Source organism: Telluria sp. ZT3P25, from assembly GCF_059685895.1.
The window spans coordinates 21222-36299 of sequence record NZ_JCASIJ010000003.1 but is presented as its reverse complement, the minus strand read 5'-3'; the positions used below and the strand labels follow the sequence as shown (position 1 = coordinate 36299).

The following is a 15078-nucleotide window of genomic DNA, read 5'->3' as shown; positions in this document are numbered from 1 at the left end:
TCTGGCCGCTATCTGGCTACCTGACAGTGATCATCATGACCATGCGGTCGACCATCGCGCGGATGTCGGCAATTTGCAAGTGACTTTCGTTTCGCAAGAGTTGTTTGTAGAGCAATGAGACGATCTGGAACGAGTCGACCGCACGTACCTGGACCGCTACCGCAGCCCGCCCGCGCTGGATCAATCGGAAAAAATAATGGGAGTCCTGAAACTCGATCTGGAGCGATTTGTCGTGCTCGCGGCCATGACCGTCGAAGCGGAGCGACCGAATCTTATTCTCCAGCAGAGCCAGCACCTGGTAGGCTTCCTGCACGGTCAGTTGCACCACGATCTTGTTTGGCCAGTCGAATGTCTTGCGAGCGCCGCCGCCGGCGAGCGCCACGGCGCCCTCGATGTTGATGGTGTGCTTGCGCTCCGCCCTGGTCGTAGCCTCAGCGATGCATAGCGCCGCCGCGGAGGAAAAAATCTTAAAGCTATAGTACGGTGGATCCACCGTTGGTGCCGGCGTGTTGTCGGCGACCACAGCTGCTGCGCCTAGTCCGGCCAGATAGCTCCGCGCAGCCGCGGCGCGTGGCGTGCGTAAGGCGATCGCGTCGATGGCGTCGAAGAACTGGCGCTGCTCTTTGCACGCCACTGTCACCAGCTCGTCGACGGGCAACTGGTTACCGATGAGCTTCAGAGTCGCCCGCGTCGTTGCGTCTAGCACGCGGACAGTTGACCCGAGCTCGTCACGCTGCTGGGGATCGCCGGCGGCGAAGGCGAGGAGGGCCGCTTCGAACCGTTTGCCGGCGCCGGAGCTGGCCAGCTCGAGCAGCTGGTCGCGCGAGAGCGCAGGCAATCCGGCCGCGGCCAGGATGTTTGTGATTTCCGAGAGCTTCATCGGGTACCTTTCTTTCTCGGCTTGGCTGTTTCGTAAATCTCGGCTGACCGTTCCAACGCAAGACCGAGATAGCCTTTGACATCGTTTTTCGTGCGGCCGTGCTCCTTCAATTGTTGCGAGGCGAATGTGTTCCGCAAGGTACGGCCGCCACTTCGGTTGACATCAATGCCTGCCCGAGCGAACGTCGCTTTGACTTGGCGCCAGAGCGTTACCTTTGAAATTGGCTTGCCCTCGGCATCGCCAGGGAAGACTAGGTCGCCTTTTAACAGGCGCTGCCCCTTAATATCCTCGGCCAGCCGTTCGATGAGCCAGTAGCGCAGCGCGTCGGCGCCGTAGCCGTGAACGATGGTGTCATGCTCGTAGCTTGTGGCGTGTTTGTCTTCTGGATTGATTTTCAGCCGGATCGGCAGCGGGCTAAACGAGTCCTCTACCTCGCCCAGATGCAGACCGATCGCTTCGGCCACCTTCAAGCCTCCGAACAGCAGCGTCGCCTGTACGGCGTGATCGCGCCGGCGCTTCCACGCTTTGGGCAGTCGCCCGGCCCGGTTAGCGCCGGGCGGATCGAGCGGGGGCAGGGCGGCTACGAAAGCGGCTACCTGCTCATTGTCGAGAGCTTCGGTGCCAACGTTCTGCGCGAGGTAGTGGTTGTCGGTAGCGAGTTTGATTGCCGACGTCGCCGGGTTCGGTGCGATCTGCAGGTAGCTGTAGCAGCGCTCGAGCAGGCGCAGATACCGTTCGGTGATCCCACTGTTTTGCTCACCGCGCCTACGCAGCTGGCTGATGAAGCGCACCAGGTCGCGTTCCTCAACCTGCGAAAAGGGGCGGTTCTGGCCGGCTAGCCAGGCCGCGAACTTGCGGAACATGAAGGTGTAGACCGCCGCCGAAGTCGTGGAGATTGCCTCGGGCTCGGCTTCGCCAAGTCGCCGGCTGGTGCTGGCGAAAGTTGGCGTTGCTACGAAGGCCGTGAAGGCGGCAAGGGGATCATCGTCCCACGTTTTCAGGTCGGGCATAGGCACCTCGTTATTTACGATCACCGCTGTCGCTTGGCGGCTGGCGCCGAGGGCGCGAACCGGCATGGTTTTTCATCGTAAATATGACTAGGATACCATAAATGAAACTAACAGACAGGTAACCTGATTAACCCCAAGGGGATGCGAACGCCGCTGGCTCCGGGCCGGGGCCGGGGGGATTCTTTGGACTCTCTTTGTTCTTTTTGTTCCTTTAACTCTTTTAGCACCCGACGGCTGGTGGCCAGGCGGAGGCTGCAGTTTGAGTAGCCCGAGGTGTGTCTGGAGGGACGCTTTGTTCTTTTTGATCCGTTCGTTAGTTTCAATTGTGGCTAATGCTAACGCCCGAGGTGACTCGTCGATGGAGGGGATGGAGAGGCGCGAACATCATGCGCGAGGCGCCAGCATGGCGATCTCCGAGAGCTAGGCGTTTTCGATAGTGGATTCCGCTGGCAGAACGCCGGCGTTGGGCTAGCCGGCGGCCAGTCCAGGCGCAGGAAACAGAGCAGGAATAAAAACGCACTGACTTTCGTCTAGATTCCTTTTGCACTGTTTAGTAGCGATTCCTTATCCAACGAGCCAATGCACACTGTTGGTCTAGGTTCTGTTCGCATTAGCGAACGTCGGCGGGCCGGTCGGGTAAGCGGCGATACCCGAATCCAGGATGAACGACATGCTCAACTTCAAAGGTATGCGCTTTCCGATGGTCTGCATCCGTTGGTACGCCGCTTATCGGTTAAGCTACCGGCACCTTGAGGAGATGATGCAGGAGCGTGGGGTGTCGGCTGACCATTCGATGATCGTGCGATGGACGATCCGCTTCCTGCCGCTGATCGAGAAAATAGTCCGCAAGCACAAGCGTCAAGTTGGCGGCATCTAGCGCATGGACGAAACGTACATCAAGGTCAAGGGCACCTAGAAATACCATTATTGTGGTGTCGACAGACATGGCAAAACCGGCGATTTCCTGCTCACGGCCAAGCGCGATATAGCTGCGGCGAAGCGCTTCTTCAACAAGGCCATGGGAGGTAGCAGCGATCCTGAAAAGGTCGCGATGGACAAGAACGGCGCCAACAAGGCAGCCATTGATTCGATTAACGCGAACCGGGAAAAGCCCATTGTGGTTCGCAAAGTCAAATATCTTAACAACATCGTTGAACCGGACCACCGCGCCATCAAGCGAGTGACCCGGCCAATGCTGAACTTCAAATCCTTCCAAGCCGCCCGGTGAGTTCTCGCCAGCGTTGAGCTCATCCACATGATTCGTAAGGGACAGTTCGCACTCACTGGTGCTGTCGGCACATCGTTGCCGAGCAATTTTACGCGCTGGCGCGATAGGCTCGTCCAGCCTAAGCATTCCGCTTTTCGCTCCAGCAAAAACTTCATTCCAGCTCGCTAACGCGACAGAACCGCTTCAAGCTGGGGTCAAAATTGCGGCGTTGCCTAGTCATGTGAACTCCTTCAAACCTATCAAGGTGTCCGGAACCATCAGACCACTACCCGAGCTCTTCTCATCCGTTGTCTGTACTCTCTAGCAAACTTGGCACGTCCGTTTTCAAAACTGCCCCCAATTTGCAGAGCACGAGCAAAGACGGGTTACTTACTGCTCTCTCAATCTGACTGACATAGGTACGATCAACATCAGCGCTAAGAGCGAGCGCTTCCTGCGACAAGCTGAGCTTGATTCGAAGTGTCCTCATGTTGCGCGCCAAGTCTTGACGCACCTGTTCATAGTCTCGTCCCATCGACATAAGGATGAACATGCTGAGACCATCAATCCACGGAATATATTCTACAAAAATGGTTGTTTTCCGTCATATGTTGAATATAATCTACAGATATAACTGGAGGAACATAAATGGGTTGGTATAAAGTTGGCAACAGAATTCTGTCGGATGAAGAAATGCACGCAGAAAGTGGCACGTTTCTCGACGTGCTGGTGCCGTCTCTTGCAACTGGCACTTGTCTCTGGCTGCTGAGCTACATACTCTCAGCAGTTCCGTTTTTTGTCTTACACACTACAACCACAAAGTTGATCTATGTGGTGTTTGGCTTTAGTGTTTTTTTGCTGAGCTATGCGTACCGTAAGCTCATCGTAGCCGTGGGGGTGATTGCATTTTTCGGCTTCGTACTGATTGGCATAGGTTTGGCCTTTCTTGGGTGGGTCCTCGAGTAAGAGGCTGTCCTCGCAAAATGCTTCTTCTCGAAAATTTATCGTGAAGGTCATTGTGGGCGACCTGACATCAAAAATAGGTTAATTTGCAGTCCGGCAAGTCGTACTCGGCTCGGCCACATTACACACCTTTGGAGAGTTTTTTGCTCATCTTTCTCGATACGGAATATACGGACTCATTAAACTGCGACCTCATTAGCATTGGCATGGTGAGCGAAGACGGGCAACATGAATTGTACCTAGAGCGGTCGGATTACGAGCGGCAATGGTGCAACTCGTTCGTCCACGCTGCTGTGATTCCACAACTAGAAAACGCCGGCACCACCCTTGACCGAAAGCAAATGAAAGCGCAACTCGCAAAGTGGTTTGCAACACTACCGCACAGCATCACTATTGCTTGCGACAGCTTTACAGATTGGGAATTACTTCTTGATGCGTTGGGTGACGCCCGTCCTCCTAACCTGACTGGTCGATATGACCTGCGAGAACACGTCGATTCATCAGTATTTAATCATGCTGTAGTTCGATATCACGAGCGTAACGGGCCATGGCATCACGCCTTACACGATGCACGCGCGCATTGTCACGGCTGGCTGGCATGGCAGAACAGTAATAAAGCGGGATAATTTCGGCGTTGCGCGTGGAGCGTCTCTACTAAAAAGAGATACTGTCTTTCCCTGCCTTCTTCGTGAAGAGATGCCCGGGCGCGTGTAATGCCGGCTAAACGGTCCGCTTGTGGGGGGCACGTCGCTCGTCTGGCAGCACTTACGTCAGCTCCGGACTTGCGCGACTCGGCCGACCAGATCGACGCCCCCAAGCCATAAAATCGTTTCAAATCCTGCACAGACGCGCCCGCAGCGTCTGTACTTTCGCAACTTTATCGCAGAGAGCTTAGTGGCATCCCGCCTCATGTCGAGGTCGACACCAGCCCCAGCCGCGAACCGCAGAGGGCTAGCACATTCGGGGGAGGGGATCGGCATTCGCGTGGTATCGAATATCTTGTCACTGTCGACGTCGACGATGCTAATACGGTAACAGAAGGCGAAGGAGGCCCTTGCCTGAGGCCCGCTAACTGGAGAGATGCGTATGCCGCCGGCAATCCCCAAGTTCCGCGGAAATATGTTCAGGCAGAGGCCGGGTTCGGCTTTCGGCTACATATGGTCTGCGTGGTTGGCCAAGATGTGACTTGGATCGTCCTCAACAGGATGAGGCGTAGCTGAGAAGATGCTAGCGGCTGTGCCACCATACGTTGCGGTCTGTGTGTACTGCTCGTCTTCCGGCCTGGCCTCTCGACGCTAGACGCATACGCGCTAGTCTTGTAGCGCTGTCCTGACACCGCAGCACCACCTCGTTTAGAGCTTATCGCATCCTGCAGGCTATTCCCTCGGCGCCAGCTAAGTAAAGTCCTCAGAAGTAAGGGCATCCCATTTCGACTACGGTGAGCATGACGCAAGCAATTCGCGCGGCACACTACCCACATACTGGCGTTAAAATGTTAAAGAAAAACAACACTTTTATGGGAAACGCTGCCCTGCGTAATTAGAGACCATTCCTAGCCTAAGCTTAACGTAAGCCATTGATACTAAACGACTATTTAATTTTAAAAAACCGTATCGACAAGTTTTTGAATGTTCAATAAGTTTCACGAGTTTCCTATCTTTGTTCGTCAGTCTCTTGTTAAAAGACAACTAGCAGCGGCTTTACTGTTGTCTCTCACACCCACCCAACTAGCGACGTTAGGGCAGGCCGATTGGAACGTTGGGGCGCTGCGCTGCTTTTCTTACGGATCATTCCACTGTCGTCCAAATTTTCGAATTGCACCTTTCTATCAAAACAATATACTCGCTAAAAACTACATTGTGCTGAGCAGGTGGTCGCTAATATGCTGAGATTGACGAAAGATATTTCTTCAGCCAAGATCGACTCATTACTTGTAAAACGTGAATGAGCCAATGAATACGCGCACTATTACGTACTCCGACTTAGAAACCTGGCTAGGAATGAACCGGGTCACTATTTGGCGTAGAACTAAGATCAACCTAACCTTTCCCCCGAGTTGCTTTGGGAACTCGCAGAATTTCACCATCGGCTCCGTGGTGAAGAAATAGGAGTCTGGATTCCATCAATAAGCAGATTAGCAGAGCCAGACTTGCGAGGTGAAATAAGATGAGTCGGTAACGCACCGTTGACGTTCAGCGCTTCTGGCTTTGCCCTGGGCTACAACAATGCATTAGTGAAGACAGAACTGCCTTTCTTAAGCTGATAACCGTCCAGCTCCCAACGTGAGTGGTGCTTACCTGTTGTGCCGCGTATCACCGGCTCAAACTTAGGATGGCCTCAGGTTCAGTCGCTGCATGTAATCGACCGTTCGAAGGCAGATGAGCTAGCATGGTCTAATCTGACCCAAATGTTTCTACAGGTTCGGATTTGGTGCGAGCACCACCTTGCGGTTCAATCCGTTGGCCCGCAGCTCCTTGACCGCGCACTGAACAATCTTTGTTGCTCACCAGAGTTGTGGCAGCAACCTTATCTGATTTCCTTTTCGAGTGGTCTCCCTCTGACGAATTTTAGGCCATTTTGGACGCAGCATGGGCAGGAACACCACCGGAAGAAACTATATCTGAACAGTATCAATATAATATGGGTACGCCATCTAACCGTTCCCACGGTAATATTAACACCGACGAAAAGTCCAACTTTAGGCTAACGCAAACCCCGCATACGCTACCCTCTATACCCGCGAATAAATACTTAATCCGAGCCAAAGATTAAGCATTCGTCGAGGCCATCATTGGGAAGGTAGAAAGGGCTAGTATTGCGAAGGACGACGCTCATGCGGTGTGGGAAGCTTTTGGAAAATGATTTCAACCGAAACGACCGTCTCAAGACACGAGCTCTTACGCCTACGTCTAGACACCGACCTTAAAGCCGAGTAATCAAAGCACTACGCAGTCAGAACCAACCGAGAAAAATCTAATCACTTGGAAAGATTGATGCTTTTGCTGGCCCAGCGATACGCCGACACACTTCATACACACCGAACAAAACGGGTTTTTTGAGCATTACTTTTTAGAGGGCGGCACATGCAGACGCGGGCATACACCATCTAGTCGAGACAACCTACTAGCCGATTTACGCGTGGGACGCATTCGAGAGATTCCCATAGCATTTTACAACGACACTGATAAGGAAATAGGGCGATGGAGGAAGTCGTGACACGTCTAATTGACATCACAACTGTTTGCAGGGAACTTCTGCCAGTTATTAAATCAAGTATGCCTTCAACTGGCCGCTCAGAACGCACCGAAGATGAATATCTGCGGCTCGCACAGGTACTTATTCAGCGAACTGACTCTTACTTAGGAGGACTCGTGGAGGCGGTTCAAGACACTTATCGACCGGCGACTTTTTTTAAGAGGATGGCAGCGTTGAAGTTCTACCTCCGGCGAGAGGTAGATCTACACTCTACTCAGCTACTAGAAGCCTCTGAGGCAGAGTTGGACCGACTGACTGAAGTCATGTCCACCTTGCACCGGCAGCTACTGGCCATGGCGGTTCTTCAGAGACAAGGGATGACGCGACCCAGGAGTAAGCGCAACAGTAAACGCCAATCGCTTAAAGGACTACCGCCAGACTGGCGGATTCAGCTCTGCCGGCGGGGCGCCGACGGCAAATACTTCCTGGCTTTGATAGTCAGTTCGGTCCTGGGCGTCCGCCCGAGTGAGCTCGTCAAAGGTATCAAAGTCTGCGTCGTTCATCATGAGGGCTTAAACCGAACAGTGCTTCGTCTCCATGTCGAAGGTGTGAAAGTGAAACAGAAGCAAGGGCAGCCTAACCGCTTTGTTAGCTACGCGATAGAAGATACCGATCCGCTTGTGCGCACCCTGCTTCATGAAGTAAATCAGAACGGTAGAAACGAGTTAATGGTCGCGATCGAAAACGCAGGCAATTACAGCAAGGAAATTCAACGTCTTTCACGCAACCTATGGCCTAAGCATCCTGAATCCATAACAGCGTATTCCTTCCGGCACCAATGGTCAGCGGATGTAAAAGCCATGGGCGACGCGGACGCGGCGAGTCGCGGTTTGGGGCACCTCAGCGCTAAGACCCGGCGAAACTACGGGACGGCCAATCAAGCGAAGAATGGTCATTGTCTGCGGCCGCTCAGCATCGAATCAGATTTTCCAGTTATGGACCTTCGCCATCCCGTCCACTCTGCCCCGGTTATTTCCCCAGTAGCGCTTTGTTGCATAAATCAGCCGAGTTTGTAAATCCCCAAACGCCAGTCGGAATTATGGCATCGTCAGCGTCACGGTCGTGGGTGTGCCCAACCTGGTGAACCGGTTGAGAATGGCGGCACGGACCTGCAGTTCGGCGACTTGCCGGTCAAAACACGCGCCATGACGCGTTCACCGAGCAGCTTGAAGCAACGCATCTTGGTTTCGACAAGGCTACGTCGGTGATAGCCGCTCCACTTCTTCCAGATTTTCCGGCCAAGCCGGCGCGTAGCTGCAAGGATAGCGTTACTGGCTTTTGCGCCGGGGCGCTGGTCCTTCCATGGCTTGGCGTTCTTGCGAGTGGGGATAATCGCCTGCGCCCCAAGTCGCGCAATCGCTTCGTGACAGCCTTTGGTGTCGTCGGCACCATCGCCGCTGTCGCTGGCGACGATCTCATCGGCGGGAATCTGGTCGAGCATGCAAGATAGCATTGGCGCATCACCGGTAGTGTTGTCGGTTACTTCGGTAGCCCGTATTTCCAGGGTGGCCGCGTCAATGTTAGGGTGGACTCTGCGCCACTGGCGACGGTAGTTCGCCCCATGCTTTTTTAGTCTTCCACTCACCTTCGCCAGCATCTTGATGCCCGTACTATCGACCAGCAGGTGCAACCCCGTTGTCGTCGGCTGGGCTGCAATCGTCACCGAAAGATGCTTCTGGCTCGGCTAACGGTGCTGAAATCTGGCACCTGCCAGTCCAGACCAGACCAGCGAACTGGAGCTGGCTTTGCGCCATGCCCATCGCCTGGCGCAAAGCCAGACTGAACAAGGCCTTGATGATCAGGCGGAACTAGATAGCGGTCTCGCTGTACTCCGGACGGCGGCCCCGGTTGCCGCTTCCATTGCCGTGCCAGCACATGGCTTTGTCTATCCAGACGAGCAGGAGCCACGCGCCTTCAGCGCAGTGTTGTAGTCTCTCCAGTTGGTTATTCAGTACTTCGGTTTTACTGGGGCACTCATGCCGTCAGTTTAACCCGCGTCTAAGCTCGAACGCTGCACGGGCCGATTTGTGCAACAAAGCATCACATCATGCGAGCAAGCGAATAAGCGAATAAGCGAATAAGCGATTTTCAACACTCGCAGCGTACAAAGCTTGCACATTACTCACACACTAAGGCCAGTTTCTTGCCACCGACATCGCACATTACCGACAGTAGAGTAACATCGAGCAAACATTATTCTTTGCACACAACTAACATAATTCTTCGCACTTAGTCGACACCGTCCTTAACACATTAGGTATGGGCGCACTCTTACGGTAACCGTCCCCCCGCAGCATCTCGCACTTTCTTCGAGCTGCGTTCTTGGAGCTCAAAGAATGTGGCCGCTGGGTTAGATTTTGCAGAAATCTGGTACTGCGGCTGGTGGGGACAGCGTAAAGGATTGATGCGCCCAGCTTAGTTTAGGCTGAATTCTGATAGCGGCAATGCCGAGATACCAACGGCGCAGTGGTGCTGACAATTCATCTGTTCCAAATTGTCGACAGACATTGGCCAAACTCATGGCCCCAGCAGATTTATAATTTGATGCGAGGAAACTGACCAATGCCACCAAAAGCCAATTCATTTGTCAGTCAACCAGTGACACGGGTCTCGGCCTCTAAGTCGCAGACTTCAGCACGTCCCTGTTATGCAGATGTATATTCCGTCAGGACCCGCAACGGGTTCTGTCGCATTAGCAAACGTCGCCGGACCGGTCGGGTAAACTGTGGTGCCCGAATCCAGGACGAATCGACATGCTCACTTCAAAGGTATCCGCTTTCCGATCGATGTGATCTTGGTCTGCATCCGCTGGTATGCCGCCTATCCGCTGAGCTATCGGCACCTCGAGGAGATGATGGAAGAGCGTGGCGTGTCGGTCAACCATTCGACGATAAACCGATGGGCGATCCGCTTCTTGCCGCTCATCAAGAAAATAGCCCGGAAAAACAAGCGCCCGGTCGGCGGCAGCTGCCGCATGGACGAGACGTACATTAAGGTCAACGGCTTCTGGAAATACCTCTACCGCGCCTTCGACATGCATGGAATGACCGTCGACGTCCTGCTCACGGCGAAGCGGGACATGGCTGCGGCGAAGCGCTTCTTCGACAAGGCCATGGGAGCGAACGGCGATCCAGACATAGTCGCGATAGACAAGAGCGGCGCCAACAAGGCGGCCATGGATACCATCAACGTCGGCCGCGCCGCGCCGATCCTTGTCCGCCAGGTTGAATACCTTAACAACATTGTCGAGCAGGACCATCGCGCCATCAAGCGGGTGACCAAGCCGATGCTCAACTTCAAATCATTCCGCGCAGCCGGCTCTGTGCTCGCTGGCATCGAGCTGATCCACATGATCCGCAAGGGCCAGTTCATATTTGACGGCGCCGAGGCCATGTCGTTCGCCGACCAATTTTCTACGCTGGCAGGAATGGTCCGTTCAGCTTGAGCGGTGCAGACCGGGTCGGGGGAAATTCCGCTGTTTGATCAACAACGCGACAGAACCGGCGATTATCCTCACTCGCAAGAACGCCAAGCCATAGAAGGACCAGCGTCCTGGCGCCAAAGCCCGTAACGCTATCCTGGCAGCTACGCGCCGGCTTGGCAGAAAAATCTGGAACAAGTGGAGCGGCTATCACCGGTGCAGCCTCGTCGAGGCCAAGATGCGTTGCTTCAAGCTGCTTGGTGAACGCGTCATGTCGCGTGACTTCGGCCGCCAAGTCGCCGAACTGCAAGTGCGTACCGCTATCCTCAATCGGTTCACCCGGTTGGGCACGCCGACGACCGTGGTGGCAACCATGCCGTAATTCCACCGGGGGTTTGGGGAATTACGAACTTTGCTGATTCATGCAACAAAGCCCGCCACGGGCGCCCCATATTAGTAACGCGGGGCGGCCTATTGCGGTCATCATCGGAAGTAACACACAGGAGCTGGGCGCTGAACGCAAGCCAGAGACCAGTGAACAGTTCGTGATGGCCGCGATCGGCGCGAATGTGACTGCTGCGCGGACGTTGTACGGTCTTCGGGATGGCAAGCCTTCCGCCGCCGATCCATTACTGGGCGCCGTGCCAACGCAAGTCATAACAGACGTGTGGTTTCGCTGTCCGGCGCGCTGGCTCGCACATCGTATGCGCGACGCAGGCGCTCAAGTATGGCGTTACGAATTCGGCTTTGGCGCTCCCGGGACAGGCAAACCGCCGGAACATACTACCGAGATGGATTACGTATATTACGCACGGCCGTCTATGAAAGTGCAGGATGAGTGGCCTCCGGTACAACGCTACTGGGCCAACTTCCTCCGCAACGGCAATCCTAATAGCAAAGAGCTGCCATTTTGGCCCACCGTGGGGAGTCGGGACAGTATGCTGGCAATTGAGCCTGGTGGGTTAGCTGCAAAGCATGGCGACCGCTTTGAAGTATGTAACTTAATTTTTAAGGGAAGCGACCATCCTACATCAGCGGCTATACCACTTTAACTTGGAGTGGGCAAAGGATACGCCGCCGCTTAGGACCCGCCACGTCGCAAATCCTTTTATTTCAGTCGGCCAATCTGCGAGCGGCGCAACAAATTGACTGTCCGCTACGGGTCGATAGGAGCCTGTCGTGACAGTCAGTGACTTATTCGGTTCGGCAATCAGTAAGCGCTGGGGGGAACCAATTTAACCACGCTGAAATCCCAATCACCCTGGTTTGGGCTGAAAACGACCGAAGGTGTCAGCCCTGATCCGATATAACTATTGCTTCGTCAAGGTTGAGAATGCTAGGTCTACGCGTCATGGGTTATGCTTCGTAGCGTCAAGATCGACGTTCACTTCACGTTAATTGCATGCAAAGCCGCTTCATCAAACCGAAAATTTTTTTGCTTGCGCTGGTTAGTCTTTGGATATGCTGGTGCGCATATGCAATCTCTTCATTCAGAGACCGCGATCTCTCGGCCCGGTCAGATTGCGCAATCGTTCTTGGCGCTGCCGCATATGGGTCAAAGCCCTCACCGGTGTTTGAAGCACGTATCCGGCATGCCCTCGACCTTTATCGGCGCGGCCTCGTCCGCAAACTCATCTTTACTGGAGGAGCTGGTCCGGGAGCCCAGTATGCCGAAAGTACCGTTGCTTCCAAGTACGCTGCCCAGGCAGGCGTACCCTTGTCCGACATTTATACGGAAACCCAGTCACATACGACGCATCAGAATCTTGCAGAGGCCTTCAGCATCATGCGCCAGAGCGGTTTTCGCAGTGCAATTATTGTTAGTGACCCGCTCCATCTCCGAAGAGCCAAGAAAATGGCTGACGATCTTGGTATCGAAGCTGTCACATCCGCAACTCCAACCACGCGCTATCGAAGCTTTTCGACTCGTATGCCGTTTCTTCTTCGCGAGCTCTACTTCTATCACCACTATCTTGTGATTGGGCACTAATTGTAGCGCCTTGCGTTTGAAAACGGATGTGCTCAAGGCGCTACATCCCCAATCGCTTCGCGCGAAAGGAGGTCCGGTTTGGGTCGGTTCCGGCCTGCCGCGGCCACCGCTGGATTTCCGGCCTGGCACCCTGCTATGCTGCCCTGAACGGCCGGGTTCGGCCAGGAGCAGCCCTTCACGTCGACCGAAACAAAAGGGAGCGGGCGCTGTGACTTTCCGAAATAGATGTGATGTTTAGGAAATTACTGCGTCTACCGAACATGAAGTAGCTGCGTTCTGGCCCATGTACACGCGTCACAACGGTTTTAACGGCCAACGCAGTTCTATGCTGGCGACGTATAGCTCAACCTGCTCTAGCGTTTGTGCGAGGGGCATTTCTCCCGCAATGAACTGTGCTTGTTCAGCTAGCTCAGATCTTGTCGGAGTGATACCTTCCGTTGCTAAATCATCATTTAACCTATCGATGATGGCATGACGCTGCTGTTCGGCGGCCAACGGATCGTAACGGTCAAGGTAAGCATGATCCTCTGCAAAAGCTGGGCTTCGATAGTAGGCTGTTAGGCGGCGAACAGGGATAGGCATAAAACGGCAAGTAAGGTATCAAAAGCAGAATTTTATCTGTTCTTGCCGAGCTGGCAAAGTTGGAGGCAGAACAAGCGCGCCTGAGAACTACGCTATATGAGAACGCGATAAAAGATGGCCTAAATTGATGCGAACGGCGGCATTGGGTCGCATCCGCCCGTCATCTAGGGGCAAGTCTGTCCAAGAGCGGACATTGATGAATGGACGTTAACAGATTTTCTTGGTTTATTTGACCGGAGCGAAGTAGCGAGATAGCTTTGCTACCAACTGTCGAGGCGACAGCGGCTTTTCAAGAAATTCTGCATTTTGGAGTTCTTGGACCCAATGACGTTCGTCTACCGCCGTCATTGACGTCATCACCAAAATCAAAAACACATGATCCGGGTACATCTTGCGTGCTAGCGGACATAATGTACGGCCGTCCATGCCACACATTTTGATATCTGTGATGAGCACGTCTGGGAGCCTAATCGACATTGCTGACAGTGCAGTACTACCGTCGCTGGCAGTAGCGACGCTGTATCCCTCACGCTCCAATGATAGACGCAATACGCGCAGCACGTGGGGTTCATCGTCGACAAGCAAGATGTGATGTTGGATCAAGGTGTACCCCGCCTTTTAAACAGCTCGGCCCTACGGCAGGATCCGGAAGACTGGTATGTGAGTATGGCTTAGAAGCGTGGCGAAAGGGTCTTAATACATCCCACTACCGGCCGCTTTGGGTCGATAGTTGCCGTACTGAACGGCCGAGATCGGCCAGGCACGGCCCTTCACGTAACCGAAACAAAAGAGAGCACGCGCGATGACAGCCATCGAAAATGATAACTACGAACTCAATACGCAGGTCAGCGTGCTAGGCGGCAGGTGGGTGCTACGTCTCCTAGTGGCCGGCCACGAGTTGGGATGGCGGGTATTCCTCCTGTCTCCGGCATTAAGGACAAGCAGCTAGCGGCCGCTGCCGCGTTAGCTCGCGTCACGACTTGGTGGGCTTCGTTAGAGCGGCGCGCAGCTGACATGCTGCCAAGGCAGGCCGATAAAAGTGGCATGTATTTATTGATGCCCGGATAACAGAGCTTCTGTGCACGGAATGCCCGCAGACAAAAAGCAGACCATTATTGTCGAATGACCTAGAGACTCTAAAAAAATTGCCCGAAAATATAAGCGCCCGATAGGGAGAAGGTGACGTATGCATGAGACCTACATCAAGATCGCCAACGAGCAATAAAAGAAGCAGTCAGAACGCGCCTACTAAACGGCTCCCTATTTTAAAGTCTGATATTTCATCAAACGCAGCGGTAATAGTAAGGAACAGAAATTTAAGTGTCAGACCTTTGACAGCACGAATCAATCTTCATTAAAAATATAGCTCTGATGCGCCTTGAAGCGAAACATGGCGATGAAGTTTTTTTAGAAGCGTCGATAACTTCACATTGTCTCAAGCGATATTTTCTTCATGTTTATACCTGATACAGTTTTTGACTTCAGTTACGATTTGCTCAACGGATGGTCGCGATTTGAGCTTATCGACATGACTTTCAAAACTCTTTTTCAACCATTCTTGATACGACGATAAGGTGCAGAACTGGCACGCATGTGCCAACAGGTCTTGGCCGGAAACTTCGCCTTTTATGAAGGCGTTAAGCATGATAATGTCTGTATCGCCGAGCACAACTCCTTCAATGCCTAGCGCGCTGATCATATGTGATACTAGCTCTCCGCGCATGTTCCTGAACATTGATGACACCTCCTAAATAAATACTAGTTAGTACA

At 53.6% G+C, this 15078-nt stretch carries 12 protein-coding genes and 3 pseudogenes; 8 read left to right on the top strand and 7 right to left on the bottom strand.

Going from position 1 to position 15078, the window contains the following annotated elements:
• Nucleotides 1–16: 16 nt before the first annotated feature.
• Entirely contained in the window at nt 17–880 is an 864-nt protein-coding gene (locus AC56LY_RS23420; protein WP_499583513.1) for a hypothetical protein, read from the bottom strand.
• Entirely contained in the window at nt 877–1890 is a 1014-nt protein-coding gene (locus tag AC56LY_RS23415; protein ID WP_499583512.1) for a tyrosine-type recombinase/integrase, read from the bottom strand. The genes AC56LY_RS23420 and AC56LY_RS23415 overlap by 4 nt, the downstream gene beginning before the upstream one ends.
• Before the next feature lie 661 nt (nt 1891–2551).
• Between AC56LY_RS23415 and AC56LY_RS23410 the strand changes: the two are divergent.
• A pseudogene (locus tag AC56LY_RS23410) lies at nt 2552–3225 on the top strand (IS6 family transposase).
• Between the two features lie 173 nt (nt 3226–3398).
• Here the strand turns inward: AC56LY_RS23410 and AC56LY_RS23405 are convergent.
• Nucleotides 3399–3632: a helix-turn-helix domain-containing protein gene (locus AC56LY_RS23405; protein ID WP_499583558.1), complete on the bottom strand. Its 234-nt coding sequence runs from the start codon at nt 3630–3632 to the stop codon at nt 3399–3401.
• A gap of 113 nt (nt 3633–3745) precedes the next feature.
• Between AC56LY_RS23405 and AC56LY_RS23400 the strand changes: the two genes are divergently transcribed.
• The 3 genes from AC56LY_RS23400 to AC56LY_RS23390 all read left to right on the top strand — a co-directional run bounded on the left by AC56LY_RS23400 (nt 3746) and on the right by AC56LY_RS23390 (nt 8331).
• Nucleotides 3746–4063, top strand: coding sequence for a hypothetical protein (locus AC56LY_RS23400; protein ID WP_499583511.1), 318 nt, complete (start codon nt 3746–3748; stop codon nt 4061–4063).
• Between the two features lie 140 nt (nt 4064–4203).
• Complete coding sequence (locus tag AC56LY_RS23395) at nt 4204–4686, top strand: hypothetical protein (protein WP_499583510.1); 483 nt, start codon at nt 4204–4206, stop codon at nt 4684–4686.
• 2574 nt (nt 4687–7260) lie between these two features.
• On the top strand, nt 7261–8331 hold the full coding sequence (locus tag AC56LY_RS23390; RefSeq protein WP_499583509.1) for an integrase: 1071 nt from the start codon (nt 7261–7263) through the stop codon (nt 8329–8331).
• Nucleotides 8332–8352: 21 nt separating this feature from the next.
• Here the strand turns inward: AC56LY_RS23390 and AC56LY_RS23385 are convergent.
• A pseudogene (locus tag AC56LY_RS23385) lies at nt 8353–9263 on the bottom strand (IS5 family transposase).
• Between the two features lie 780 nt (nt 9264–10043).
• Between AC56LY_RS23385 and AC56LY_RS23380 the strand changes: the two are divergent.
• From AC56LY_RS23380 to AC56LY_RS23365, 4 genes and pseudogenes are all read left to right on the top strand, one after another.
• Entirely contained in the window at nt 10044–10760 is a 717-nt protein-coding gene (locus tag AC56LY_RS23380; RefSeq protein ID WP_499583507.1) for an IS6 family transposase, read from the top strand.
• Between the two features lie 58 nt (nt 10761–10818).
• Nucleotides 10819–11118, top strand: a pseudogene (locus tag AC56LY_RS23375) (IS5/IS1182 family transposase); the annotation flags it as partial.
• A 166-nt stretch (nt 11119–11284) separates the two neighbouring features.
• Nucleotides 11285–11788 (top strand): carboxylesterase family protein, encoded by a 504-nt coding sequence (locus tag AC56LY_RS23370; RefSeq protein ID WP_499583557.1) that lies wholly within the window; start codon nt 11285–11287, stop codon nt 11786–11788.
• 350 nt (nt 11789–12138) lie between these two features.
• Nucleotides 12139–12726 (top strand): YdcF family protein, encoded by a 588-nt coding sequence (locus AC56LY_RS23365; protein ID WP_499583506.1) that lies wholly within the window; start codon nt 12139–12141, stop codon nt 12724–12726.
• 294 nt (nt 12727–13020) lie between these two features.
• Here AC56LY_RS23365 and AC56LY_RS23360 read toward each other — a convergent pair whose 3' ends face one another.
• The 3 genes from AC56LY_RS23360 to AC56LY_RS23350 all read right to left on the bottom strand — a co-directional run bounded on the left by AC56LY_RS23360 (nt 13021) and on the right by AC56LY_RS23350 (nt 15043).
• Entirely contained in the window at nt 13021–13308 is a 288-nt protein-coding gene (locus tag AC56LY_RS23360) for a hypothetical protein (RefSeq protein ID WP_499583504.1), read from the bottom strand.
• Nucleotides 13309–13533: 225 nt separating this feature from the next.
• The gene (locus AC56LY_RS23355; protein WP_499583503.1) at nt 13534–13911 is read right to left on the bottom strand and encodes a response regulator; all 378 of its coding nucleotides are present in this window, start codon (nt 13909–13911) and stop codon (nt 13534–13536) included.
• 832 nt (nt 13912–14743) lie between these two features.
• Nucleotides 14744–15043 (bottom strand): hypothetical protein, encoded by a 300-nt coding sequence (locus AC56LY_RS23350; protein ID WP_499583501.1) that lies wholly within the window; start codon nt 15041–15043, stop codon nt 14744–14746.
• Between the last annotated feature and the right edge of the window lie 35 nt (nt 15044–15078).